The sequence below is a fragment of the Spirosoma gilvum genome, from assembly GCF_054776815.1.
In genome coordinates, this window is record NZ_BAAHBH010000011.1 from 253408 (window position 1) to 280060 (window position 26653).

The 26653-nt window shown below is 48.3% G+C and carries 21 protein-coding genes; 12 read left to right on the top strand and 9 right to left on the bottom strand.

Annotation, left to right across the window (positions count from 1 at the left end; genetic code table 11):
- Nucleotides 1-10 precede the first annotated feature (10 nt).
- On the top strand, nucleotides 11-1090 hold the full coding sequence (gene ribD / locus ACYVFD_RS26870; protein ID WP_461093607.1) for a bifunctional diaminohydroxyphosphoribosylaminopyrimidine deaminase/5-amino-6-(5-phosphoribosylamino)uracil reductase RibD: 1080 nt from the start codon (nucleotides 11-13) through the stop codon (nucleotides 1088-1090).
- 67 nt (nucleotides 1091-1157) lie between these two features.
- Here the strand turns inward: ribD and ACYVFD_RS26875 are convergent, their stop codons facing one another.
- The 4 genes from ACYVFD_RS26875 to nagA all read right to left on the bottom strand — a co-directional run bounded on the left by ACYVFD_RS26875 (nucleotide 1158) and on the right by nagA (nucleotide 9308).
- Nucleotides 1158-3527, bottom strand: a complete 2370-nt coding sequence (locus ACYVFD_RS26875) for an ABC transporter permease (RefSeq protein WP_461093608.1) — start codon at nucleotides 3525-3527, stop codon at nucleotides 1158-1160.
- Between the two features lie 286 nt (nucleotides 3528-3813).
- Entirely contained in the window at nucleotides 3814-4308 is a 495-nt protein-coding gene (locus ACYVFD_RS26880) for a hypothetical protein (protein WP_461093609.1), read from the bottom strand.
- A gap of 24 nt (nucleotides 4309-4332) precedes the next feature.
- On the bottom strand, nucleotides 4333-7287 hold the full coding sequence (locus tag ACYVFD_RS26885) for a TonB-dependent receptor (protein ID WP_461093610.1): 2955 nt from the start codon (nucleotides 7285-7287) through the stop codon (nucleotides 4333-4335).
- Between the two features lie 857 nt (nucleotides 7288-8144).
- Nucleotides 8145-9308 carry an N-acetylglucosamine-6-phosphate deacetylase gene (gene nagA / locus ACYVFD_RS26890; RefSeq protein WP_461093611.1) on the bottom strand — a complete coding sequence of 388 codons (1164 nt, stop codon included), beginning with the start codon at nucleotides 9306-9308 and terminating at the stop codon, nucleotides 8145-8147.
- Between the two features lie 178 nt (nucleotides 9309-9486).
- On the opposite strand from nagA, the gene ACYVFD_RS26895 reads away from it, so the two are divergent.
- Nucleotides 9487-10758, top strand: coding sequence for a 3-phosphoshikimate 1-carboxyvinyltransferase (locus ACYVFD_RS26895; protein ID WP_461093612.1), 1272 nt, complete (start codon nucleotides 9487-9489; stop codon nucleotides 10756-10758).
- Nucleotides 10759-10821: 63 nt separating this feature from the next.
- Nucleotides 10822-11628 carry a phytanoyl-CoA dioxygenase family protein gene (locus tag ACYVFD_RS26900; protein ID WP_461093613.1) on the top strand — a complete coding sequence of 269 codons (807 nt, stop codon included), beginning with the start codon at nucleotides 10822-10824 and terminating at the stop codon, nucleotides 11626-11628.
- A 4-nt stretch (nucleotides 11629-11632) separates the two neighbouring features.
- On the opposite strand, the gene ACYVFD_RS26905 is transcribed toward ACYVFD_RS26900, so the two are convergent.
- A complete protein-coding gene (locus tag ACYVFD_RS26905; protein ID WP_461093614.1) occupies nucleotides 11633-12547 on the bottom strand; it encodes a hypothetical protein in 915 nt (304 codons plus the stop codon).
- 234 nt (nucleotides 12548-12781) lie between these two features.
- On the opposite strand from ACYVFD_RS26905, the gene ACYVFD_RS26910 reads away from it, so the two are divergent.
- Together ACYVFD_RS26910 and ACYVFD_RS26915 are read left to right on the top strand one after the other, a co-directional pair.
- Nucleotides 12782-13810, top strand: coding sequence for an NAD(P)H-binding protein (locus tag ACYVFD_RS26910; RefSeq protein ID WP_461093615.1), 1029 nt, complete (start codon nucleotides 12782-12784; stop codon nucleotides 13808-13810).
- 18 nt (nucleotides 13811-13828) lie between these two features.
- Nucleotides 13829-14173, top strand: coding sequence for a DUF4260 domain-containing protein (locus tag ACYVFD_RS26915; RefSeq protein WP_461093616.1), 345 nt, complete (start codon nucleotides 13829-13831; stop codon nucleotides 14171-14173).
- Nucleotides 14174-14279: 106 nt separating this feature from the next.
- Here ACYVFD_RS26915 and ACYVFD_RS26920 read toward each other — a convergent pair whose 3' ends face one another.
- A complete protein-coding gene (locus ACYVFD_RS26920; RefSeq protein ID WP_461093617.1) occupies nucleotides 14280-15290 on the bottom strand; it encodes an AraC family transcriptional regulator in 1011 nt (336 codons plus the stop codon).
- 107 nt (nucleotides 15291-15397) lie between these two features.
- Entirely contained in the window at nucleotides 15398-16147 is a 750-nt protein-coding gene (locus ACYVFD_RS26925; RefSeq protein ID WP_461093618.1) for an ABC transporter substrate-binding protein, read from the bottom strand.
- A 121-nt stretch (nucleotides 16148-16268) separates the two neighbouring features.
- On the opposite strand from ACYVFD_RS26925, the gene ACYVFD_RS26930 reads away from it, so the two are divergent.
- Together ACYVFD_RS26930 and ACYVFD_RS26935 are read left to right on the top strand one after the other, a co-directional pair.
- On the top strand, nucleotides 16269-17117 hold the full coding sequence (locus ACYVFD_RS26930; RefSeq protein WP_461093619.1) for a GLPGLI family protein: 849 nt from the start codon (nucleotides 16269-16271) through the stop codon (nucleotides 17115-17117).
- Nucleotides 17118-17182: 65 nt separating this feature from the next.
- Entirely contained in the window at nucleotides 17183-20194 is a 3012-nt protein-coding gene (locus ACYVFD_RS26935; protein WP_461093620.1) for an outer membrane beta-barrel protein, read from the top strand.
- A 71-nt stretch (nucleotides 20195-20265) separates the two neighbouring features.
- Here ACYVFD_RS26935 and ACYVFD_RS26940 read toward each other — a convergent pair whose 3' ends face one another.
- Together ACYVFD_RS26940 and ACYVFD_RS26945 are read right to left on the bottom strand one after the other, a co-directional pair.
- Complete coding sequence (locus ACYVFD_RS26940) at nucleotides 20266-21336, bottom strand: M42 family metallopeptidase (RefSeq protein WP_461093621.1); 1071 nt, start codon at nucleotides 21334-21336, stop codon at nucleotides 20266-20268.
- Nucleotides 21337-21519: 183 nt separating this feature from the next.
- Nucleotides 21520-21927, bottom strand: a complete 408-nt coding sequence (locus ACYVFD_RS26945; RefSeq protein ID WP_461093622.1) for a helix-turn-helix domain-containing protein — start codon at nucleotides 21925-21927, stop codon at nucleotides 21520-21522.
- A 135-nt stretch (nucleotides 21928-22062) separates the two neighbouring features.
- On the opposite strand from ACYVFD_RS26945, the gene ACYVFD_RS26950 reads away from it, so the two are divergent.
- From ACYVFD_RS26950 to ACYVFD_RS26970, 5 genes are all read left to right on the top strand, one after another.
- Nucleotides 22063-22752 carry a ClpP family protease gene (locus ACYVFD_RS26950; RefSeq protein ID WP_080057022.1) on the top strand — a complete coding sequence of 230 codons (690 nt, stop codon included), beginning with the start codon at nucleotides 22063-22065 and terminating at the stop codon, nucleotides 22750-22752.
- Between the two features lie 237 nt (nucleotides 22753-22989).
- Nucleotides 22990-24222 carry an ATP-dependent Clp protease ATP-binding subunit ClpX gene (gene clpX, locus ACYVFD_RS26955; RefSeq protein ID WP_461093623.1) on the top strand — a complete coding sequence of 411 codons (1233 nt, stop codon included), beginning with the start codon at nucleotides 22990-22992 and terminating at the stop codon, nucleotides 24220-24222.
- 211 nt (nucleotides 24223-24433) lie between these two features.
- Nucleotides 24434-25033: a hypothetical protein gene (locus ACYVFD_RS26960; protein ID WP_461093624.1), complete on the top strand. Its 600-nt coding sequence runs from the start codon at nucleotides 24434-24436 to the stop codon at nucleotides 25031-25033.
- Nucleotides 25034-25240: 207 nt separating this feature from the next.
- Nucleotides 25241-25822 carry a hypothetical protein gene (locus ACYVFD_RS26965; protein ID WP_461093625.1) on the top strand — a complete coding sequence of 194 codons (582 nt, stop codon included), beginning with the start codon at nucleotides 25241-25243 and terminating at the stop codon, nucleotides 25820-25822.
- A gap of 197 nt (nucleotides 25823-26019) precedes the next feature.
- Nucleotides 26020-26652 (top strand): hypothetical protein, encoded by a 633-nt coding sequence (locus ACYVFD_RS26970; protein ID WP_461093626.1) that lies wholly within the window; start codon nucleotides 26020-26022, stop codon nucleotides 26650-26652.
- Nucleotide 26653 lies beyond the last annotated feature (1 nt).

Genomic DNA, 26653 nt, shown 5'->3' on the forward strand with positions numbered 1-26653 from the left:
GTAAACGCTTATGGAAAACCCCTTTATGCTTCGTGCGCTCGAACTGGCAACTCTTGGTCGTGGCCATGTAAGTCCTAACCCGATGGTTGGTTGTGTGATTGTTCATGATCAAAAAGGGCAGATTGAACCACCATTCGGTCGAATTATTGGGGAAGGGTGGCATCAACGGTACGGTGAAGCGCATGCCGAGCGGAACGCCATTCTGTCGGTTCGCCCGGAAGATGCCCATTTGCTGCCCGAAAGTACGGCTTATGTAACGCTGGAGCCGTGTTCGCATTATGGTAAACAGCCTCCTTGTGCCGATTTGTTGATTGAGCGTACTATAGGTCGGGTCATTTGCTGTAACGATGATCCGAATCCGTTGGTGGCCGGTCAGGGTTTTGCCAAACTCCGGTCTGCCGGGATACTGGTCGAGACAGGGGTTATGGAAGAACAGGGCCGTCAAGTAAACGCTCGGTTCTTTACATTTTTTGAGAAAAAACGTCCATACATTATTCTGAAATGGGCCGAAACGACCGACGGCTTAATTGGGGCTGAAGGTGGACAACCCGTCAAGATCAGTGGCGATCTGGCGCATCGACTGGTACATCGCTGGCGTAGTGAAGAAGATGCCATTATGGTCGGGACCAACACCGCCCGTAACGATAATCCCCGACTCAATACCCGCCTTTGGCCGGGCAAAAATCCAGTTCGTATCGTATTCGACCGTAACCTAACCCTCCCGTCCAACTTCCACCTGTTTGACGGCTCCCAGCCAACGATTGTGTACCACCAAAGTATCCAAGAGCGAAAGAGTGAAAGAGTGAAAGAGCGAGCTTGCGTCAGCCATTCACTCTTTCACTCTTTCACTCTTTCACTCTTGGATACTTTGCAAGACCTTCACCAGCGGGGCATCCAATCTGTTCTCGTCGAAGGTGGCGCTAAATTGCTTCAATCGTTTATAAGCGAGGGACTTTGGGATGAGATGCGCGTATTTCGCAGTCCGGGGATGTTAGGGAAAGGGATAAAAGCTCCTGGTGTTCAGGGAAAGCTCGTCAGTCGCGAACAGGTAGGGGCGGATGAACTGAGTATTTACCAACCATCTGAATAGAACGCGGATTTTTATGATGATTATGATTTTATCCGTGAAGATCATAATCATCATAAAAATCCGCGTTCTATTCAGATTGAAGCGCCTTGACCGGATTAGAAACGGCGATTTTGTACACCTGAGACCCAATCGTTAAAGAAGCCAGTAGCAGCATGACCACTAAAGTACCGATGAACGCACCGGCTGTAACGGGAATGTGGTATATGTAAACGCTTTCGAGCAACGACTTTAGTGCGACGAAGGCCAGCGGCAGAAAGACAATTCCGGCAATGGCAATCAGCCCTAAAAACTCCCGATTTAATAAAGTTGCTACGTTAAAAGCTGATGCACCCAATACTTTTCGGATGCCAATTTCTTTGGTCTTTTTGGCAATCGTAAGCGAAACCAGAGCAAACAGACCCATTACCGAAATAATAAGTGTGAGCATAGCCACGTAGGTAAATACATCCCGAACCCGACGCGATTCGTCGTAACTGGTCGAATACACATCTTCCTGTTGCGACAATTCGAAGGGAATGTCGGGCATGGTTTTCTGCCAGGCTGCCTTTAACTGACCCGATAGATGGTCTAGGTCGGCGGTGGCCATTTTTAGGGTCAGTACGCGATTTTCCGAAGATCGATTCAGTTTGAGAATACAAGGCGCAATTTTGACGAAGAAAAACTGGTAGTTGAAATCATGCACAACACCCGCAACCTGATATACCTGATCAGCGACCCGAATCTGTTTGCCAATAGCGGATTTCCAGCCCATCGCTTTGACGAGTGCCTGATTGACTAAGATCGAACGTTCAGTGTCGACGGGCGAATCGGGTAGGAAATTTCGACCTTCAATGAATCGGAGCCCTAAGGTTTGCAGGTACTCGGCACTGACCCGGAATACATCGGCTGTCGATTTAATCTGATTGTTTTCCAGCGTAACCGGATGGTCGTTGATTCGCCCAATTTGATCCTGAGAACCGGCAATTTGTTTAACCTCCGGTAAACGAGCGGCAACATCCCTAAGGTAGTTAAAACTCTGCTCCGAGTTGGTGCGCAACACAACTAACTGATTCTGATCATACCCCACATCCATGCGTCGGATAAACTGCGCATTCTGGGTCGTAACAATCGCAGCGGCAACCGTAAACATCGAAAGTCCGAACTGAATTATCAACAGCGTGCGCACGAAGCCGTTGTTTCCGGCCAGTCGTTGCTTGCCTTTAAGTACGCTGACAGCGCTGAAACTACTGATATATAGCGACGGATAAAGCCCCGAGACTAGTCCAATGCCGCCCATTAGCCCCAGCAGAAACACAATTAATTTCCAGTTTTCGATCAGGTTGAATCGAAGCTGGTAGAAATCGATCAGGCGGCTAAACGTAGGCAGAAATAACGTCTCGGTTATAAGTAGAGCCAGTCCCAGCGCTATACAACCCGTCAGCAGGTTTTCACCGATGAACTGTCTGATTAATTGTTGACGGGTACTACCCAGGGCTTTCCGAACCCCAATTTCTTTAAAGCGGCTGGTTGAGGTAGCAATGGTGTAGTTCATGAAATTGAAACAGGCCATTAGTAAAACCAGTATAGCCAGAATGCCCAATACAAGCAAGCCAATGGGCGATGTTCCACCTGCGAGTGAATGGCGCGTTTTGTGTGAGTGTTGAGCCATTTGCAGCAGATTGTCGAGATAGAAAGATGTAATGGCCAACTGCGGGTTGATGGCATTGTGAAGTTTGGCGAAACGACCCAGGGCGGCTGTAACCTTGTCGGCTGATGCGGGCGAATCCAGTTCAATAAAGGTGGCCTGGAGTTGCCGTGACCAGTCGTTCTCACGCCAGTCAAGGTCTTTGCCAACGGTATAATTGCAAAGAAAATCGAAGCTGAAACTGGCTGTATTTGGAAAAGGAGCCGCTACTGCCCGAACCGTAAACGTCCGTTTGATCTGATTATCAAAAATGACCGTGAGCTGTTGTCCAATGGGTTCCTCATTGCCAAAATACTTCCGGGCCATCGGTTCAGACAGGACCAGGCTGGAGGGGTCGTGCAACACGTCAGTACGGCCCGATTGGAGTGGGAAACTGAATAGCTGGAAGAAATCAGGATCGGCCAGGTGTAGGGATTCGTGAAAAACATGATCACCGGATTTTACCACTACTCCCTCGTGATCGAAGCGCACGAACCGCTTCACCTGCGGTATATGGGCTTTGAGGGAAGAGCCAATGGCATCGGGTGAAGTTGCCCACAATTCAGGCGAGCCATCAACGGTTCGCACATGGTTGACGGTGAAAATAGTGGCCGCTTTCTGGTGAAAAGCATCCTGGCTGTAATGGTATTGAATGAGCAGGTAGACGACAATGCAGCAGGCTATCCCCATCGAGATGCCCAGGATATTGAAGCCTGCGAATACTTTTTGTTTCGCCAGATTACGAAGGGCGGTAAGCAGGAAATTTCGAAACATTCGTAAAGTCAGTTTGCAGTGGAATACGGTTACCTTGTTTCGGGCAAATAGCCTGCCAGACGACGCACATACATTCAATGGCTGATTAAGCCGTATTTTATTGATTGATAGTAGATTGGCTGTCCACAAACGGACAAAAAACTGTACGGCAGCGGACAGCCAATATTGACTCGAATACAAACGAAAATAGCCCCGGAAAAGAATCCAGAGCTATTAAAAAACACATTTTGCGGAAAATTCTTAACCTACTCGTTTAGCGATGTAGTTCTTATGGTATTTTGTCGGCTTACGATTGGGCAACCGGTGTTGCGTTGATGCCAATATTGCCACTGGCAACCAGCGTTGTTCCCTGCATGACCTTCACATTGGCATCGTACGTACTTAACTTATCGTAGAAGCCAGCTTCATTAATTGTGAAGTACTTATTGCTGGAAAATGCGCCAGTGGTCCCACTTACGGTGTCAAGCGTCTTGAGCGATGTGGTCGATGCGGCTGAAAGTTTACCCTGAACGATTGATGACGAATAGGATGTGCCGGTTGCGGTGTTATACAAACCAATTTCGACTAGCGTGACCGAAGAGCTGTATTTGTAAAAGACAACCCGCCCATAGATGTTTTTTCCATCCGTTGAAGCCAGGGTATAGGCCTTATACGTAGAGAGTGTACCACCACCCGGAGCCGCATTGTAGGCAGGCTCATAATCCTGCTGCTCACAGGAAGTCGACAAAACGAGCAGGGCAAGCAGAATGCCTAGTGCAGGCATCGAGCGGAATATAGACATGAGTTTGTTCATTGCCAGAAGTGATTAGAGGTTGAATAGCACGCGGCCATAGTAGTAGGCACCGTTAGACCCTTGCTGATAGTTAGAATACAGATAAAAGCCACGGTTTTCAGGACGAAGCATCTCCGGGTATTTGTCCAGAATATTGCTGCCTCCGATGGAGAACTTCAGACTGCTATTAACGGCGTACCCTACACTGAGGTCAAGGATCGTCTGCGGCTTAAAGGTCTGATCGTAGTAGTTCCCTTTGTCGTCGGCCGATACAGACAGAGCCGTGATTTTACCATAATAGCTGCCACGCAACATCAGATCCCATTTGTTTTGGCGATACATAACCGAGCCAATGAGCTTCGTGCGGGGCGTTCCGGTTTCGAACTGACCAATGATATCCCGGCTGAGGTATTTCTCGACCACTTGATCGGAGGTGAGGTTCTCTACTTTTAAGGTAGGTGGATTCCGGCTTATGATACTGTTCTTGCTGAAAATAGCGGCCAGGCTGTAGGTAAGGCTCTTATTACGGGCTAAATTCTGGGTGTAGTTGCCAACCAGTTCAAGACCTTTGGACCGTACATTAGCTCCATTGACAAAGAACTGAGCCTGACCTCCGCCGATAACCTCATCATAGTGGTTGCCTACTTCTTCGGCGCTGAAGAAACTGGTCTGGAAAATACGGTTGTCTACATCAATCTGGTATGCATCGACGGTTACCTCAAAACCCCGTGTGGGCTGGTAAGTCAGTCCAAATCCATAGGTCCGTGAGTTTTCCTGACTCAGGCCTTTGATGCCCAGTACACGTGCGGCTGTGCTGTTGGTTGCATACGTGGTTACGTCCAGCGGCTGAGGTACCCCATTGGCATCGGGGATAAAGGCCGTTGTGGTGTGAGTGAAGTTCAACTCCTGTAAGGAAGGAGCCCGGAAGCCTGAGGCAATAGACCCCCGGAGGGTAAGGTTGTTGGTAATGTTGTAGCGAGCGGCTAATTTCCCAATGGCTACCCCACCAAAGTCAGAATAGTTTTCGATCCGAACGGCAGCCGCCAGCAGCAGTTTCTGGGTGATTTCAAGCTCCGTATCCAGGTAAGCCGCCATGGTAGTACGGAAGGCATTACGCTCATCTTTAGGCCCAAACCCAGAAAAGCACTGACAGTTGGCGGCAAAGTTTTTGACCGTGATCTGTTGTCCGGCAAAAACGGATAGGGGTTTACCATCGGCGCCTACAATGGGCTGGGCGGCTTCATTCTGCAAAGGCAACCCATTGGGGCCAACCAGCAGACCGGCCTGAGTAGCCGTCAGAATCCCCGCATCCCCGTAGGTGTAGCTCTCTTCCTGACCTTTGATGATCTTGTAATTTTCAATCCGCATCTCTGCGCCGAATGCTACGTTCAGGCCATGCATCACACCCTTGAAGTACCGGGAGAAGTCAAGGTTCGTGGAGTTTTGAGTGAACTGATTGGTACCAATATTCATGTCGACGGGCGAGTTGGCACCAATCGACGCGTTGAAGGTGTTGGTCATGCTGATCAGCGACGTATTCCGGCCGAACGTATTGCTGAAATCGACGCTGAACTCACCTAGTTTACTGCGGATACCAACCGTGTTTGAAATATCGGCAGTATTAGTAATGAGCTGTGGGCGGAAACCATTGGGATAGAGCAGGTAGTTGAAACGATCCGTTTGGGCCGGGCGACGGTAGTAGCACGAGAATCCCTTCAGGTATTTGTACGACATCCCCCCGAAACTGTACAGGGTGGTATTGGCATTGATCTCATAACCAGCGTTGTAGAACATCGAACCCATCGTAATACCGGGCATACCAGCGTAGACCGAAAAATCGGAACGACTGAGCCCACGGGCACTTAGCAAGCCAGACTCTGTTTTCAGACTAGTGGCTGCGTTTGTGTTGCCAGTCGCCTGTGCATTGATTAGTTCAGGGTTGGTAATAATGGGGCGACCGTATTTGTCGGTACGCAGATTGTTCAGATAGGTGTTGTCATAGATTTCCCAGTCGTTAACGAATTGACGCACAGTAGGCCGACGCTGGGTGATCTGACCTGTCAGGTTAAGAAATCCTTTGTCGCCAATTTTGAACCCGTAGTTTGCATCGAACTGATAATTGAACCCGTCGGGCTTACCCGCTTTGGTCAGATCGCCAGCCTGGCCACCCGAGTTCAGATAACCACCACCAGTAAGGCTGCTCGTCAGTTTGTTCGTCCCCTTTTTCAGGATGATGTTCACCACACCAGCCACGGCATCCGAACCGTACTGAGCGGCTGCCCCGTCGCGTAGGATTTCGACCCGGTCAATCGAAGCCGCTGGTATGGTCATCATATCGACCGAGGTAGATGGGCTACCGACGGCCGTCGTTCCAATCAGTAGAGAGGATGTATGCCGACGTTTTCCATTTACCAGCACCAGAATCTGGTTAGGAGCCATGTTCCGTAACTGAATTGGGTCGACGTGGGAATCGAGGTCACCCCCCTGATTTCGAACCGCATTGAAACTGGGCGCTACGAACGCAAGCATCTGAGCCAGATCGATCTGGGGCAGATCGCCCATGATGTCTTTGATGGAGATAACATCAACAGGTACAGGCGTTTCCAGCACGGTACGTCCGGTATTCCGTGTTCCGGTAACGACCAGCTCCGTCAGTTGGGTAGCATCTTCGTCCAGTGTAACCGTGAAATTGGTTTCGCTGCCAACTTTTATCTCTTTGGATCTGAAACCGATAAAACTAACAACCAATACATCCGTTGGTGCGGCTTCCAGCGAAAATGTACCCTGAGCATCTGTGATCGCTCCTTTACGGCTGTTACCTTTCACCAGTACGTTGACGCCCTGCAAAATTTCGGCATTGCCACTAGCGATAATCTTTCCGGTTATTTTTCGGGCCTGAGCCAGTGCTGCCATTGGCAACAGAGTTACTAACGCCAATACTGTAATAAGCACTGGAATTACATGAAGTAAACGTTTCTTTTGTTTCATGATTATTGACGAAAAGTTAGATTGGATAACCTACGGTCAACCTCGGCGAAGAGGCAAAAAAGAAGCACCCACAGACAATTTTCACAGTTATCTGTGCATGTAATTGCCTGGTTACGAAAAGACTATAGCTTGATCGGTGATGAATAATTAAGAAGAGGTTAGCTTCGCTGTCGAGTTGGCTCAGGGCGACACTGACGTCTTAAATCGGCAATGGTTGACTCAACTGAACGGCGAACTTCAGACTTGCCCATGGTCAGGCCGACCGGCGACTGGTAAAGTAGAATCCCAGGAGAATATCTCCGACGTACGGTGTACGCGCTGATTGATTCGTGGTGTTTCATCATCTGACTAAGTTGAACGGTAAGTGTTACGTATTTTTACTACTAGACAATACACGACCTGACAGGGCTTTTAGAGTCCATGCAGGAGACAGAAAGTATTATTAAAATCAGGCTAAACGCAGCAGCTATGAAATAAATCTGCCTACTAGCTTATTGGATAGATTACCTCTCAGTGATTGTTTTTCCGCGCGAATTGAGAGTGTATTTTGTTGTACTTAGTCGAAATTACAAACTATAATAACGTTGTCAAGTATTTATATAGAATATAATACTGAATTATTTAAATAATACAACAGAAAACTATATAGCTACTATTTTATAGGCGTTGTTTTGATAGAATCCGTATTTATACTTATTTTTTGTGTAACTGTTGAACAGATCAAATTAAATTGTAGACAGTCTCTCAGGCCGTAAATAATAAAACTGCAAGGACGCAATAGGCACGAAGAGTATGGGTTGTTTTAACCTACTTTGCGTCTATTGCGCCCTTGCGGTTTTTTCGTACGATGCGTTCGTTTAGGTGATCGGAACTCCCTTTGTCCAAACGCCTTTGGTGTGAAGCGATTGATCGGTTCGGACTAGATTGGCTATGTAACCCGGTTGAATTTTTCCAAGTTGATCACCCAGGCCAATAATTTCTGCTGGAATTGTGGAGGCCATTCGGAGGGCATTTGTTATTGGAATTTCAGCTTGCTCAACCGCAACCCGAACGCAATCGATCAGGGTAATTGCCGAGCCTGCTAAGTTACCTTCGTCGTTGACATAGCGTCCGGGACCGTTGCTATCTGGCTCATAATGAACTACGAACTGCCCCAAACTAAATTCAGGTCGGGGTGGGTTGGCGAACAGCGCATCAGAAATCAGAAATAGTCGCTCGCCAAGTAATCGATAGGCAATACGAATGGCTGTAGGATTACAATGATAGCTATCCGCAATAATGCTGGCCCGAACCGAGGGATGGTCAAACACGGCTCCAACAACACCCGGTTCACGGCTTTCAAAGCCCCGCATGGCATTATAAAGATGCGTAGAGAGGGGTACGCCGTTGTTGAACGCTGCTGTGGCCTGTTGATACGTAGCATTGCTGTGGCCCAGTGAAAGCAACGTATTCGGATGTTTCAACTGCTTAATAGTCTCAAACTGCTCAGGAGGGAATATTTCAGGAGCCAGTGTCAATATCCGGATGACGTCGGCATTCGTGCTGAAAAGGGCTTCTAGTTCTCCTTCGGCTGGCGTGCGTACATAGGCCATGCTATGGGCGCCACGCTTGACAGGATTGAAATAAGGTCCTTCGATATGAATGCCCGGTATACCAAAAGGGTCTTCGTCCCGTACAACGGCCACCACAGCCATTGCCTGTTGCATAATCGTTAGCGAGGTCGAATGAATGGTCGGCAGCAGGGTAGTGGTACCATTCTGGACATGCGAGTTATAAATGTGCCGAACCGTATCGGGAGTTGGATTCTCGTTCAGAAACCGATCCGATCCGCCGTACAGTTGAAGATCGACGAGGCCAGGGATAAGATAATCTCCTTCCAGATCGATAATGGATTCTGAATCGGCGGAAAGATTGTCAGAAGTTGTTGCAATTTCCTGAATACGACCGTTTTCAACGCGAATATACGCATTTGTAAGCCATTCGTCGCCGGTAAAGACCGTGGCATTAATAAACTGATTCATGGAAGGATGGAGCTTTTGCCACGTAATACAGGCAAATGATGGCCGGAATCTACCCGATTTTTCGTTGTTTTGCGAACAAATTCTATTTAGAAGTTTCTGGTTTCAGGTTGGCTGGCTATCGAAGGTAAACTATATCGCTGACTAACAAGAACCTGAAACCCATTTAACGTATAATCGCTTGAACGCTGTTCGTTTAACTCCTCCTGCCAGCTTAACGAAGCCCGGTCTTGTCCAGGCTACTATTCCATTGGCTTCGTCGAAAAGTGAAAGTAACCGTGCCCTGATCATTGATGCCCTAACTGGGTTTCGGTCCGAACTGCACAACCTTTCGACCGCCCGCGATACGCAAACCATGATTCGATTGCTGAAATCGGAGGATAGTACGGCGGATGTGCTGGACGCAGGCACAACGATGCGTTTTCTGACGGCTTATTTTGCGGCAACAGGACAGGCAAAAACGATGACGGGTACCCCACGTATGTGTGAACGACCGATTGGTATTCTGGTCGATGCCTTACGAACCTTAGGGGCCGACATCACCTATCTGAATAAAGATGGCTACCCTCCTCTGCAGCTAAATGGCTTTAGCCCGTCGAATACCAATAAGGTGAGTATCCGGGGAGATGTCAGTAGTCAGTATATTTCGGCGCTCGTGATGATTGCTCCTACGTTGCCCAACGGGTTGACGTTGGAACTGACGGGGGCTATTGGATCGCGTCCGTATATCGAAATGACCCTCGAACAAATGATCTGTTTCGGGGCCGACGTTCAGACCGATTGGGACGCAAAAACCATTACCGTGGCGCCAAAACCGTATACACCGACAACATATGCCATTGAATCGGATTGGTCGGGAGCCAGCTACTGGTATAGTGTAGCGGCTTTGGCACTCGATGAAACGGCTGAAATTACGCTGTTAGGGTTGAGGTCGAAATCGTTGCAGGGCGACAGTGCCATTGTGTCGATCATGCGGTCGCTGGGTGTCGAAAGCACGTTTACCGATCAGGGTGTTCGGCTTACCAAATGTTCGGCGGCTGAGTCGCTGGCGTGGGATTTTACCGACTGTCCTGATCTGGCGCAGACCGTGGCTGTTTGTGCGGCCGTAAAAGGAATAACCCTTCGGCTGACGGGTATCGAAAGCCTTAAAATTAAAGAAACCGATCGGGTAGGCGCACTACAGGCCGAGTTGCAGAAGCTAGGCGCTGAGCTGGTAGAAATTGAAACCAACCATCGGTATGAAGTTCGGCGGACGGGCAAAGCGCATACCATTCCGGCTGTTATTAAAACGTATGATGATCACCGGATGGCCATGGCATTCGCGCCCGTAGCCATGCGTGAAGAAATCATCATTGAGGAACCGGGCGTAGTGGCGAAATCATACCCAAGTTTCTGGGACGATATGGCCCGTGTTGCCACAGTTGAGTTTGCCGATAATTTGTCTCAGGTTTAAGGTTTCAAGTTGTTCATTCATGACTTGAAACCTTAAACCTGGAAACTAAAACTTGAAGAAAAAATGACACGCCGGGAGCAGTTTGATCAAGAGGGATACCTGATCGTTCGAGCCGTTTTTACATCCGAAGAAGTAACCCAGTTGCGGCAGGCAGCGTACGAGTACCGCGACCAGCAGCAAAAACTTGGTCTTGTTAAACAGGTAAAACAGGCAGCCTCCGTAAAAGGCGATCTGCTCAGTAAAGAAAAGCTGGGTTGGGTAATCTATGATCCACGTATAGTAGCTATCGCTACCGAACTCCTGGGCGATACGCCCGTTTACTTCTCCGACAGTACCTATCAGATTGGAACCGGCACTCGTGGGTTCCACCGCGACAACATCGACCGGTATCAGTTTGGGCAGGGAGCCGATTGGGACGGGGCTTATCCGCTAATTCGGTTTGGTATTTATTTGCAGGACCATGATACCTACAGTGGAGGTATTCGCTTTAAAGCCGGGAGCCATAATGCAGCCGATGGTGCCGATGTGTTTGCTGATACGCGTGCAGGGGATATTGTCGTGTGGAATATGCGGACACTCCACAGTGGAAACGCCCGCCGAATGAAAGTTCTCAATAATCTTCCGTTGCACGTTGGACTGGAAAACCGATTGCCTGATTTTCTGTTCCGCGAACAACAGGGCGAACGGGTATCGCTGTTCTTTAGTTATGGTCTGGAAGGAAAACACCTCGACCGGTACCTTGAGCAGCATATTCAGAAGCGGGCTGATATGCAGGAAAATGTTCGTTTATCCACGTATTCGACGGAAACGCTTAAGAAAGCCGAATCGAATAAAATTCGGGTGCTGGATGTGAAGAAACTGGTTGAGTAACCGATCATCGGGATCGGTTCTGCTTCAATTCATGCTGTCTGCCGTAAATGTAACGTAGCGAAATGCCAAAGCTCCAGCCGGTACCGTTGGCCGTAGCGGCTGCGTACTGAATTGATCCTTTATTGACTGAGTAAATCAGATCGGAGCGGAGGGCATCGCCAAATCCCCAATATTTCCGTAGATACCCGCCTAATTCAATTGACGACGACAGGCGGGCGTTATACTCGACACCCGCTTCAGCTAGTCCGGTAATCTGGTTAGTCGTAGTTGTGTTGTCGAGTCTGAGCGTATCGATACGGTTCCGGCCTGAATAAATATAGCCAATCAGTTTAAAATCGTCAAGTTGTTTGGTACCATTAGGAATCAGCCAGGCACCGCCAGTGAGCCAGAAACCTGTTCCATTTTCTGCGTTCTTCCCCGAGCCGATCCGTCGTTTTATGCGCAGAGGAATACCAGTACCGCTATTCTGATAGGTGTACGTGAGAGGCTGGCTGCCGTTTGCAATCGTGATGTTCAGGTGAATAGGCGCGTGTGCATAGCCCGTTTCTATAGTCCAGGCATTTCGATAGGTATAACTCGCCAGCACGCTCCAGACGCCTTTGACCTGCGTGGCATTGCTAACGAGCCGATTGAACGAATTGGATAATGTGCTGCCGTCGCTGCGGAAACCCCCTTCGAGGGTCACCGACCAGGTTTGTATTTCGCGAAGCTGATGAAGCAATAAATAATCGGACTGTCGACCACTGGATGTTCGGGTTGTGCTTGACCGGGGTACATCAGACCGCTGCTCTGGATCATCCGTCAAAACGCGTCGACGAATGGGAGGAGGAGCCGTTTCACTAGTGTCAATCTCGATAATCTGAGCGAGTGCCGGGATGGATTGACAAAACACTAACAAGAAAAGTACAACGTGTTTCACAATATAGGCTTGTTCTGGTAGGTAATACTTATCACGATTACGCAACTTCCCCGGCAAGTGTTGCCAAATTTAGTAAGTTATGCGCGTTCATGTACCCGAAAGCCATTTTATCAGGGTACAGTCGCGACAAACCTTCATTTTTTCGTGATAAGTCAGTCGATTTGCGCAGTTCGTCAGTGACCAAGTTAGGCATTCGCCAGACCTTTGTCGTGTACAAACAGATACACGAACTCAATGAAAACTGCCTTTCAAACACTCGTCCTGGGAGCAACTGGTAGCATCGGTTATGCCGTTACAGCTAATTTACTCGCTCATCAGCTTCCTGTTACAATCCTCGTCCGAAATCGAGCTAAAGCCGAAGATTTATTCCCCAATAGCCCAACGTTGACCATCGTTGAGGGTGATGCACAGAATGCCACCCTGCTCAACCAGCTTTCGGTAGGTAAAGCGTTTATTTTTCACGGAATCAATTACCCTTACAACAAATGGTTTGGCAACATGGATGCTGTTACCCAAAAGGTGATTGAGGCTGCTACCCAAAGCCAGTCAACCATCGTGTTTCCGGGTAACGTATACAATTTCGGCAATACAAAAGCGCCTATTCGGGAAGATAGTCAATCGCACCCATGTACCCGCAAAGGTCAGTTACGCGTTGAAATTGAGGCTATGATGGAGCAGGCTACTAAGGCCGGGAAATGCCGTGTGATGAATGTTCGGCTACCGGACTTCTGGGGACCAAATGTGCTGAATGAAGGGGTAAAACCAATTTTCGAGAATGCGCTGAATGGGAAAGCATTACCCTGGCTGTTGACAGCCGATATTCCACACCAGGCGGTTTATACGAAAGATGCGGCTGAGATTATTATTCGATTAATGATCCGGGAATGGACGTTGGGGACCGAATCGACCACAAAACCATATGAGGTCTGGAACTATGGCGGGGTTACGTTTCCAACGGTCCGGGATTGGTTTGGCCAGCTATCGGCTATTACGGGAAACCCCCTAAAAATTCAATTATACAGCCGCCTGATTATTCGTTTGCTGGGACTATTTATGCCCGTATTGCGTGAAGTAAAGGAAATGTTGTACCTCTACGAAAACACCATTATACTCGACGATTCAAAAGTGCGTGCACTCTTCCCTGATTTCCAACCCACGCCTATGAAGCAGGCCTTAACCGAGACCTTAACCTGGTTTGCTGAACATGAACTCAAGCGGCCCTTCACACCCGTTACGCAGACGCAAACTCCTGTATTCGCTTAAAAGCAGCCTGATACTCTTATGAAAACGTTATTGAAATCTGAAGAATTGATTCAATTTCTGGGCGTCATTTACTTATTCTCCCGCCTGAATTTTGCCTGGTGGTGGTTTCCGGCACTTATTCTGTTGCCCGACATCAGCATGATTGGCTATCTGGTCAACCCCGCCATTGGAGCCGTACTCTACAACATGGCTCACCACAAAGGACTGGGTATCGTAATAGGGCTATTGGGTCTGATGCTGGGGAGTCAGAATCTGATGCTAGCCGGCATTATTCTGTTTGCCCATTCGAGTATGGACCGCATGATGGGCTACGGTCTGAAATACTTCGATAGTTTCAAGCACACCAGCCTGGAAAATCTGTAACGCGGTGATGCGCGGTTCCCCGCCGGGACATTCCGACATCCTGTCCGCATAGTTTAAAATTAAATTATATCAATCCCTTTGAAATCATGCGGACAAGATGTCCGCGTTACGAGGCTAGTCTATAAGCCCCCGGTGTTTGTCCTGTCCATTTTTTAAACGACCGGAAAAAGACGCTGGGCTCGGCAAAACCGAGTAGGTAAGCAATGTCGGTGGTGCTCAGATTCGGTTCGCGCAGGTGACGAACGGCTAATTCTTTTCGGGTTTCATCGAGGAGTTGCTGATACGACGTGCCCGCTTCTTTCAAATGAAGCTGCAAGGTGCGAATACCCATCGCTAATCGGTCGGCAACCATAGCCAGGGTCGGTTCTTCGCCCTTCATAATAGCAACGATTTCAGCTTTGACCCGGCTGGTGAGCGATGGCGTTTTTAGTCGGCCCAGAATATCATTCGCATGCTTTTCAAATAGCATCGATAAGCTGGGATTCGCATTTAAAATCGGCACATCGAGCAGGGCAGCATCGAAGACCATCGCTGTTTGCGGAGCGTCGAATGTGAGTCGGGCGGGGGAGAAGATACGCTCATGCTCCTGAATATCAGCAGGCTTTGGGTAGGAAAATCGAATTTCCTGAGCCGTTATTGGTAACCCTGACAGTGCCCGAACAGCAGATAGGTAAACGGATAGTTCAGAATTTAGCGTGTATTCCGGGTAAATAATGTCGGCACTCGTGATCCGAAGTGACAGGGTGAATTGATTACCAGTAACTTCCCCCGTTGTGGCAATGCCCTCGCAAACAATATCCTGATACTGGCAGAGTTTTTCAAACGCTTTCCCTAGGGTAGGGCTGTGCATCATTACATAAGCCAGTACACCAATGGCCACCGGGTTGACAAGTTCACCAAGCCTAAGGGCAATCGTTGGATCGTGGGTGGCTGCCACAATTTCGCGCCAGAGTGACTGAATCTGATGGATAAATACCCGTCCGTCGGGGTCACGAAGTTGTTCGGGAGTAATGCCGACAGAATGAGCCAACGATTCGGTATTGACGCCCTGTTGCCGGGCCGCAAATAGAATTAGATTAACGGATGCAATGGAAAGGGTGTCGTTGGTAGATGGCATTTATCGGAAAATACGTTCGTGTGAAATAATCAGTTCGGGAAAAGGCCACTTCAGGTAATCAGCATAGGTATACGTGCCGTTTGGGTCTAGTTGCGAAATGTCAGTAATCATGACTGATGCAAAGTAATTTGGGTACGCAAGTTCTTAAAATAGTCAGACGACCGCAATAATCGACTCCCGTACCAGGAAAACAGTTCACCATCGACCAGTATGACACGGGCGTAGGGACAAATAGCCCGCAGTTCATCCATATGTTTTTCCGCAAACGGATACGGCTCGGACGATAAAAAAATTAAATCGGGCCGTGCAGCCTGGAGATCATCGGTTGTAATTTCCGGATAGCGATTAAGGTGAGCGAATACATTTTGGAAACCGGCAACATCCATCATGGCGTGAATGAACGTCTGATTCGCTGCTACCATGTAGGGATTACGCCAGATAAAGTAAGCGACCCGTTCAGGCAGTAAGGGGGGCATCGGAGCGAACGAATCAGAAATCTGCTGTGCCATCGCTTCAGCCTCCTGTTGTTTCCCAATCAATCCCCCTACTTTCCGAATCATGGTCAGGGCATCGGAAAAGGTCGCCACATCCGTTATGTGAACCGGGTATACGTGTCGTAATTCCTCAATCTGCTCACGACTATTTTCTTCTTTATTAGCAATGATCAGATCGGGGTTTAACTCCCGAATCTTGGTAAGATTCAGTGTTTTAGTGCCGCCTACAACCGTCTTGTGTGTAACTTTAGCCGCCGGATAAATACAAAATTTAGTGATACCCACGACCTCACTGTCCAGCCCAAGATCGAAGAGCAGCTCGGTTTGTGAAGGTACCAGAGAGATAATTCGTTGTGGATACATAACGTAGTCATTCGACGGATAAAATTACCGACTCAGCGCCTATTTAACCGCTTTTAACGAGATTTTGGGCACGAGTTGGAAAATTTATGCAACGTTTATACTCAGAAACCCTCATTTCACCATGAAACAAGGCATTTTCACCCTATTAGTCACTGGTCTGACCGCAACAACAGCGTTGTCGCAGACTACCGCCCCCACGTCGGGCAAAATTACCTACGAAGGCATGCGACAGATCGATCGTTCGCAAATGCGGATGGTGATTAATGGACAGGAGGTTCGTCCGGGCAGTGCCGATGCACCAGAAGGATTACCCGAAACCATATCGTTTACACAGAAACTGGTTTTTTCGGGTACGATGGCTAAAGAAGAACGCGACCGGAACCAGGGGGGCATGATGTTTCGCCGACAGATGGGCGATGGGGCTCCGGATGGAGCTGGAGGGGCTGGTGGTGAACGGCCAAATCGTCCGCGTGGGGATATGCGGATGAACTTCCCGTTCGAACAGCAGACCTATATGGATCTGGCAAACAAGCAGCGGATCGATGTGCTGACTGTCAAGAAAGATTCGGTTACGACCACTTATCGAACTGATAAACCGCTGCCAGCGGTAACAGATTGGCAGGCCAGCGACAAAACAAAGAAAATAGCGGGCTACGTCTGCCACAAAGCAACGGCTACTCACCGCAAAATGCCCTATACCATCTGGTACACCACCGATTTGCCGTTTACCTACTCGCCCGTAGCTGATCTTACCCCTCCACAAGGCGTGGTCTTGTTGATCGAGTCGGATACGGAGTCGTACAAAGCGACTGGCGTAGCCATGGAAAGTGTACCAGAAGCATCGGTCCAGCCACCTAAAGATGCAAAAGTGGTTTCGGCGGAGGAGATGGAGCAGATTCGCCGGAAAGGAATGGCTGATTTCCGTCAGCGGATGATGCAGAATATGCCGTTTCAACGGAATAACAACTAGTGGTAGAATGAATAATGGATAATGATCAATGTATAATAGGCTGTATTAGCGGCCTGGACTGTAAAATGAACACTTCTCAACGTCCGCTGAAGCGATTTCTGGTTGCTTTCATATTCATTTTTCATTGTACATTTTTCATTACCACTGCCTTTGCCCAGTCGACCGGAACCATTAGTGGCGCTGTTGTTGATTCGGTTACCCGTAAGCCACTAATGGAGGCCTCCATATCCTTGTTGTCAGCTAAGGATTCGTCGCTGGTATCATTCGGAATTACAGACGGTGACGGGAAGTTTATATTTTCTAAAATTGCCGAAGGCCAATATCGGGTGCTGGTTACGTATGTGGGCTATCGCAGTCGTGCCAAACGAGTGGCCATTACGCCTAATGACCATACGGTTGATGTCGGTACGATTGACATTGTCGCACAATCGCAAACCCTGATGGAGGTGTCTGTACAGGGCGAAAAGGCACCCATTGCCGTTAAGGGCGATACGCTGGAGTTCAACGCCGGTTCGTTTAAAACCCGTCCGAACGCACAGGTGGAAGAGTTGCTGAAGAAACTGCCCGGTGTTGAGGTAGATCGCGATGGAGCCATTAAGGCGCAGGGGCAGACGGTAACTAAAGTACTGGTCGATGGAAAGCCGTTTTTTGGGAACGACCCCAAAATGGCAACCCGGAACCTCCCGGCCGACATTATCGACAAGGTGCAATTGTTTGACCAGTCATCCGAACAGTCATCTTTTTCGGGGGTAGATGATGGCGACCGGGAAAAAACAATCAACATTACGACCAAGCGCGACAAACGCAAGGGGACTTTCGGCCAGCAGTCCATTGCCGCCGGACCAAAGCCGGGCGACGATGCGCGGTATTCGGCACGTGTCAATCTAAACCAGTTCAACAATGGTCGCCAGATTTCGCTGGTAGGTATGGCCAACAACATTAACCAGCAGGGTTTTACCGCGCAGGACCTGGGGCTTGGCAATAGCTTTGGTGGCGCTGGTCAGGGCCAGGGCGGTGGGGGTGGCAGCAACGTGGTTCGGGGTGGTGCCGGTGGTGGCAGCTTTGGCGGAGGCAATCAGGTAGGGAGCAGTGCTATTACCTCGTCGTGGTCAGGCGGTATAAACTACCGGGATGGTTGGGGGAAGAAAATAGACGTGGTCAGCAGCTACAACATTAGTAATACCAACACCATCACTGATCAGAACAGTCACCGGGTCAACGTCATTCCCAGTACAGGCAGCACGACACCTACACGCTCAGATGCCGGTTTTATCCGCGATCAGACCAATGGGTCGGACAATACCAACACCAACAACCGGTTCAATCTCCGGTTCGATTACCGACTCGATACGCTGACGACCATCCGCGTAATTCCGAGCCTGTCGTGGCTGAGTTCTTCATACAACAACCACAGCGAAGCGATGACAACGACCAGCGAAGGGGTGATGGCGAACACCAGCCGGACCAATTACAACTCGACAGGTAGTGGGCTTACAGGGAGTAATCAGGTATTGTTCATGCGTAAATTCCAGAAAAAAGGCCGCACATTTTCCGTAAACTGGACCATATCGGCCAACAATCAGGAAAATGAAGGTTTCAACAACTCGCTGAACCAGTATAACGGCGCGTTTAACGGTGCCTCGACGAGCCTGACGACGGGCATTATCACAAAAGATTCCGTAACGGGAATTACGACTCAGACTATTAACCAGCGTAACAATCAGCAGACCCGCTCGATGACCAATACTGTCAATGTGAGTTATACGGAGCCGCTTTCGCTTCGCCAAACGCTGGAGTTTCACTACAATCTATCGGATAATCACAACACCTCAAATCGGGCCGTCAATGATTTTAACGGAACGACGAATCAGTATGATCTGCCTAATAGCCTGTTAAGCAATAATTTTATCAACGACTATGTAACGAACCGGGGTGGACTAACCTGGCAAACCAAACGCCTGAAATACACCTATGCCCTGGGGGTTGATGCCCAGCAGGCCAGCCTGAATTCAGATAACCTCAGTAATCGGGACAGAAGTGTAAACCGGACATTTTCGAATTTTCTGCCGAACGCCTTATTTACCTATAATTTCGGCAAGCAGCGAACATTACGATTTAATTACCGTACCCGGATGAATGCCCCTTCGGTGAGCCAGTTACAGGAGGTGCCGATTAATACAAACCCCTTAAATATTCAACTGGGTAATGCTGGTTTGCAACCTGAATATAGCCATAATCTGACCCTGAATTTCAATCGCTTCGACGCTGCTACCTTCCGTAATTTATTCGTGTTTATCAGTGGAAGCCGAACGGATAATAAGATTGTGAATTCAACGACCTTTGCGCCAAACGGTGCCCAAACGACCCGGCCAGTCAATACGGATGGCTACTATACGGTCAATGGGTCGCTGGTGTGGGGGCAGCCGGTTCGATTTGGGACGCAAAAAACGAACCTGAACTTAACGACCAACCTGACCTATAACAAAGGACAGAGTTTTGTGAATAACCAACCCAACGAAGCCAAAAACTTCCTGGTTGGACAGGGTGTACGGTTGAGTTCTAACTTTTCGGAGAAACTGGATCTGAACATAGCAGGGAATATTAACCTGCAATCAGCCAAATATTCGTTGCAACCCCAGCAAAATACGACCTATCTGAATCAGACGGCAACGCTGGATGTATTCTATCAACTACCGCTCCGATTCACCTTCTCAACGGATGTGTATTACAACCATTACGGAGGTAGTTCGGCCAGCTACAATCAATCGTACACCCTCTGGAATGCAACGTTGTCGCGGCAATTGTTCAAGCAAAATCAGGGTGAGCTACGGTTTCAGGCCTTTGACCTGCTGAATCAGAATCAGAGCATCGTTCGGAACGTAACCGACACGTACACCGAAGAAGTACGGAGCCGGGTGTTGAATCGCTATTTCATGATCAGCTTCGTATATAACATACGCCGTTTCAATTCAGGGGCTTCAGTTCCAAACGATCCATTCCAGCAGCGCACCCGTGGTCAGGGCAATTTCCAGCGCGGACAAGGCAACGGTGGCGGTGGTTTCCGTCGGAATCAGTAGGCTTAATTTGTCAAAAATCAAACGAGCGACACCTTCTGGTGTCGCTCGTTTGATTTTTGACGTTATCTGTATTATTTGATATATCGAAAATCCTCGTTGCCTTTCAACGCCAGTAAGGTTTCGTACATAAGCTTGATTACGTTCTGGACATCGTCCATATGCACCGTTTCGACGGTGGTGTGCATGTACTTAAGTGGCAGCGAAATCAGGGCAGACGCAATGCCTTCGGTAGCATAGGCAAACGCATCGGTATCGGTGCCCGTTGAGCGGCTAACGGCCTGGCGTTGGAAAGCAATCTCAGCCCGTTCCGCAACGTCGATCATAAAATCGAGTACGTTATTCTGAACGGCCGGACCATAACAAAGCACCGGACCGGCCCCGCATTTAAGATCACCCTGCTCTTTTTTGTCATACTTCGGCGATTGGGTGTCGTGCGTAACGTCAGTACAAATGGCGAGGTCGGGCCGAAGTCGGCGGGCGATCATCTCGGCACCGCGTAAGCCAATTTCTTCCTGTACGGCATTGACCACATACAGCGTAAACGGCAGCGTAACATTGTTTTCTTTGAGTAATCGGGCTACTTCAGCAATCATAAACCCGCCCATACGGTTGTCGAGCGCCCGACCGACGTAATACCGATTGTTCATCTCCGTTAGTCCATCCACAAACGTGCAGACCGTGCCAACATGAATACCCATATCCAGTACTTCCTGTTTGGTGGCAGCTCCCACGTCGATGAACAGGTCGGTTACTTTGGGAGCAGTGTCTTTAGCCAGATCGCGAACATGGATGGCAGGCCAACCGAAAACGCCCTCGACAACGCCTTTCTTCGTATGCAGATTGACTCGCATCGAAGGGGCAATCAGCGCGTCGGAACCGCCATTTCGCCGGACGAAAATGTAGCCATCGTCGGAGATGTAATTGACGAACCACGAAATCTCATCGGAGTGCGCTTCAATTACCACTTTGTAGTCTTTGCCCGGCCCGATTACACCTACGGCCGTACCATAGGTATCAACGATGTATTCGTCGGTGTAGGGTTTGAGGTAGTCCAACCAAATCTGCTGCCCCGACGACTCGAAGCCGGTAGGAGAGGCATTGTTGAGGTATTTGTACAGGAATTCTTTACTCTGTTCGTTCATGTAAGCAAACGTATAATTGTCCTTGTAATGCGCGAATAACGCTGATTTTGATGAGCAAATTAGCGTTATTCCAATATAATTCGTTGATGCGAATTGTGCAGACTGCTGCCTGGTCCAAGCATACAACTAACCTCTATTTTAGAAGAGTAATTGTCTACGTTACTAGAAACTAGTTGATGGAAATCAGAAGCCAATGCGTTCCCGTTCCTGCGATACGCCCATAGAGCGCAGGAGTTCAAAGGCGATGCGCTCATCGTATTTGCGCTTCCAGTAATCGGCTTCCAGGCGAAGCTTATCGATTTCTACCTGCTGCTTTTCGACCATTAGCCGGAGGGTTTCGAGTTCGTGGTTAATCACCGGTTTTTCGTCGACAACCTGTGCAGTAATGGCTTCGTCGGAAAGTAGGCTAACGGGAGATATGTCCAGAACCGTTGCAATCTGGGTCAATCGAGAAAGGGTCAGATCGGTTTTGCCGCGTTCAATGTCGCCATAAGCAGTAGTGGAAAGATTGAGCAGGTCGGCCATGTTTTCCTGCGATAAACCGCGCTGGAGCCGTTGTAAACGTATTTTTTCGGCTATATTGGCTTTCATATCAAGTAACGACGATAAAATCTAAACCTAAACTGACAGGGATTTTCGAGATGATAACGCAATTTTGTGACGAAACGATTCTCGAACTTACACCAAGTATTCTTGGTTTTCAAATTAACGAATAGAAACCCCAGTATGAATTACGAACAAGAGTTCCGCAAATTCGCCGTACACCACATGGGTCTCAATGGCCTGACGGTTGATGGCTACATGAATCATACCGTCAATAACCTTACGGTTGAAAACATGACCCGCTCGGTTATTGAAGAACGGCCGATGAATTTCCGCGAAGTAGATGTATTCTCGCGGCTGATGGCCGACCGGATTATTTTTATGGGCTTACCTGTCGACGACAACATTGCCAATATCATCGTGGCTCAGTTGCTGTTCCTGGAGTCGGCCGATCCTAAGAAAGATATTCTGATGTACCTGAATAGCCCCGGTGGCTCGGTGTATGCCGGTCTGGGTATTTACGATACCATGCAATACGTTCGCCCTGATGTGGCAACGGTTTGTACCAGCTTGGCGGCTTCGATGGGCGCTGTGTTGCTGGCCGGTGGAGCTGCTGGCAAACGGTCGGCATTGCCACATGCTCGCATCATGATTCACCAGCCCTCGGGTGGTGCACAGGGACAGTCGGTCGATATCGAGATTACGGCCCGCGAAATCGTTAAACTTCGCGAAGAGCTGTATCAGATTCTGGCAAACCACTCCGGCAAGAGCGTAGAGCAAATCGAGAAAGATTCGGATCGCGACAAATGGATGCGGGCCGAAGAGGCCAAAGAATACGGCCTAATCGATGAAGTATTACGTCGGGAAAAGTAAGCTGATTCTAAAATGATTAGGGCGATGGTTGTTCGATAACGAATAAAATCATGCCCGATCATTCGTAATTCGGTAATCCTTTTAATAATTTTGTTGATTCTAAAAAGACTCAGGTTCGGCCTGAGTCTTTTTTTTAGCGAAATTTAGGTCAATAATGAGTCTGTTTATAAGCATTCGGATGAAAGAGAAACCATCTGCAATCCGCTAAACCCCAGCTCTTTTACCCTGCAAACATTCATGCCACAAATTAGCTGCTCGTTCTGTGGACGGCGCAAAAATGAAGTGATGGTGCTGCTGTCGGGCATCGACGCACACATCTGTAACTATTGCATCGAACAAGGCCATCAGGTAGTGCTGGAAGAGATGCGTCCACGCCGGAGCGAACCAACCGAAGTGCATATCAATCTCATCAAACCCGTTGAGATGAAAAAGCACCTCGACCAGTATGTTATTGGTCAGGATGAGGCCAAAAAAGCCATTACGGTAGCCGTTTACAATCATTATAAACGATTAATGCAGCCTAAGACCGACGATGATGTAACGATCGAAAAGTCGAATATCATCATGGTAGGCGAAACCGGAACCGGCAAAACCTACCTGGCTCGCTCGATTGCTAAAATTCTGGAAGTGCCTTTTTGCATTGCTGATGCGACCGTTATTACCGAAGCTGGGTATGTAGGGGAGGATGTCGAAACGATTCTGACGCGTTTGTTACAGGCTGCTGATTATAATGTAGAAACGGCTGAGCGAGGTATTGTGTACATCGATGAGATCGATAAAATTGCCCGTAAATCGGATAACCCGAGCATTACCCGCGATGTAAGTGGTGAAGGCGTTCAACAGGCATTATTGAAACTACTGGAAGGGTCAGTGGTGAATGTACCTCCTCAGGGCGGACGAAAACATCCTGACCAGCGACTCATCGCCCTGAATACCGAAAATATTCTGTTTATCTGCGGAGGAGCGTTTGATGGTATCGAACGACACATTACCAAGCGGATCAACACACGCCCTATTGGCTTCTCTGGCGATAGACGCTTAAATGAGACGCTGGAAAAAGGGCACCTGATGCGCTATATCTCAGCACTCGATCTCAAGTCGTTCGGCCTGATTCCTGAACTGATTGGTCGTTTGCCAGTACTGACTCACCTTGAGCCACTGGATCGAAAAGCGCTCATGCAGATTCTGACCGAGCCGAAAAATGCCATCACGAAGCAGTATGATAAGCTTTTCAGGATGGAAGGCATTACCCTGCATTGGGACGATAGCGCATTGAATTATATTGTCGATCAGGCGCTTCAATACAGCCTGGGCGCACGGGGACTACGGTCAATCTGTGAATCCATTATCATGGATGCTATGTTTGAGCTACCCTCACAAACAGGTATCAACGAGTTGACGGTCAGCCTGGAATATGCACGTGAGAAATTTGGTAAATCAAGCACATTTCAAATGCGTTCTGTAGCCTAATGATTCCATGCTGAATTGTACGGTTTAAACCTTGTACGCTGATATACATTATGGCCTGTAAACACTTGGCCAGCGTCCCCGACTGTTCATAAATAGTCGGGGATTTTTTTATTCAAATCAAATTTGTGTAACTGGTTAGTAACAAATGTGCGTTTGTCTAGTTTATCGCTTTGATAATGTATTCGTTACACTAACAATCTCTGTATTTGTTATGAAAAACACATCTAATTCACTGCTCAGTAGTTTATTAATGATTGTTGTCATTGCCGCCTGTAGCCGCCCGGTTGCTTATTTCCAGCCTAGCCAACGGGAACATGTTACAGCGAAGGCAACTGAAACAACGGCCCCCATCACGACGCCCGTATCGACAGAAACGCCCGCTCAACAGCTTGCAACGGCTCCCGCTGAACAACTGGCCCAAACAAACGCTGCCCTCGACAAAGTGGATGCCCTCGTTCGCAACGATAGTAAATTAGCTGACAATAAATCCGTACAGAAACGACTCAGTCGTATTCGGACAGTATTGGCTGCACAACCGACGGATCGGCAGACTACCACCGCCGTCGCTGCTCCTAAAAAGATGAATCTGATGGAGCGGATGATGTTGAAAAAAATGAATAAAAAGATTAGTAAACAATTAGCACCTGCTAATCCCGACAAAACAATGATGAGTTCGGGGACATTGGCCACAGGTGCTGTATTGGTGCTTATTGGTCTGTTATTGCTTTTGTTAACAACTGGTACAGGGGCAACCGTAGGTGTTATAGCCCTGATTGTTGGTGCAGTACTATTGTTGGTTGGATTACTATAAATGCTGCCTTAATCAATAAATAAGTGCCTATTAAAAAAGGCAATCATAATCGCCATTAGTCCGTGTAAAAAGCTGGCTGATGGCGATTTGCTTTGAAGCGGCTACGTAAACGTTCTGGATTTAATTGAAAATTTAGTTGTGATGAGTATAAATGAGTTAAGTTGCAGCCAGAGATGAAATCTCTACATCGTAAAGTTGCTCCCACCTATGTCTGTACTCGTCAAAAAAACATTCGCTCTGTCGCTCGGGTTGCTCAGCCTGATGTCGTGTAGTCGCCTAGTCGCTACGTTTCAATCTGATCAACATGAGCGTTTTTTCGAGAAACAACCTACGCCAGGCGTAAACCATAGCCCAGCAGATGGGTCAACTAATTGGGCTGAGGGATTACGTTTTCCATCGACTAAATCACTGAATACTATGGACGCGTTGGCACGAAATGATAGCAAGCCAATCGGGGATAAAGTCGTTCAGCAACGTTTTCACCATAGTCGAACGCTGTTAGTGACGCCCTTGGATAATATATCATTAGAACCTTCCAAAACCAATAATCCCCAACGGAAAACAGGGATTCAGCGGTTCTTGCTGAAAAAGATAAGTAAACGGCTCAGCCGTCGGCTGACTCCCGATAGACCCGTAAAAACAGCCTTAGTTGAAGGCATACTGGTGCTGGGTGCGGTTTTGTTGCTAGGCGGTGTCCTGTTGGTCCTGTTAACCTCCGGAACGGGCTTTGCTATAGGAGTTATTGCATTGGCAGCGGGTTTAGTCTGTCTTTTGGTTGGATTGTTGTAGGCGATCGGGGCTTTACGACGATGGCCCGCAAAATTGAATTTTAGTCGACGTTCACAGCATTTTGTATTGTTTTTCAGGCTATTTCCGAACCTGTACTAAATTTTTTTTTGCCTAAGCCCAACAAACCAATGGAGTTGTAGTTTTGAGGATAATATTGCAATCGTTTATACTAAATCGTTCACTTTAAATCTCTATTTATGAAAGCACTATCCAAGTCTGTGTTTTTTCTGCTTTTTGGCCTTGTAGTTCTGGCTTCCTGCAGTCGTCCAGTTGCCTATTTTCAACCCAGCGCCCGTGAGCACTATACCTCAATCCAACCTAAATCGACTGCAGCTGCTACTCCCGTCGAAGCCACAGTTCCTGTAGAAGCTACGGCTCCTGTAGAAACAAACATCCCCACTCCTGAAGCTACTCCAGCACCTGCCGAACAGCTAACTCAGGCTAAAGCAGCCGTTAGCCAGGTAGAAGCCTACGTTCGTAACGATAGCAAGCTGGCGTCGAATAAGAAACTGGCCAAACGTATGGCCCGGCTGAATGAAATGATGACGACGGCTACCGAAAAAGCTGCCGTAACGACAACTACTGCTTCTGCTAAAAAAATGACGTTCATGGAGCGGACGATGCTGAAGAAGCTGGATAAGAAAATCAAAAACCATGTAGCACCCGACAAAACGAACGCAATGGATCGTAATGTCCGGCTTGGCCTGATCATCGGTCTAATCGGTTTGCTGCTTTGGTTGCTGGGCGGAGCTAGTGTGCTGGCCGTAATTGGTCTGATCATGTTTGTTGTCGGCTTAGTACTAGTACTGATCGGTGTTATTAACGGCTAAT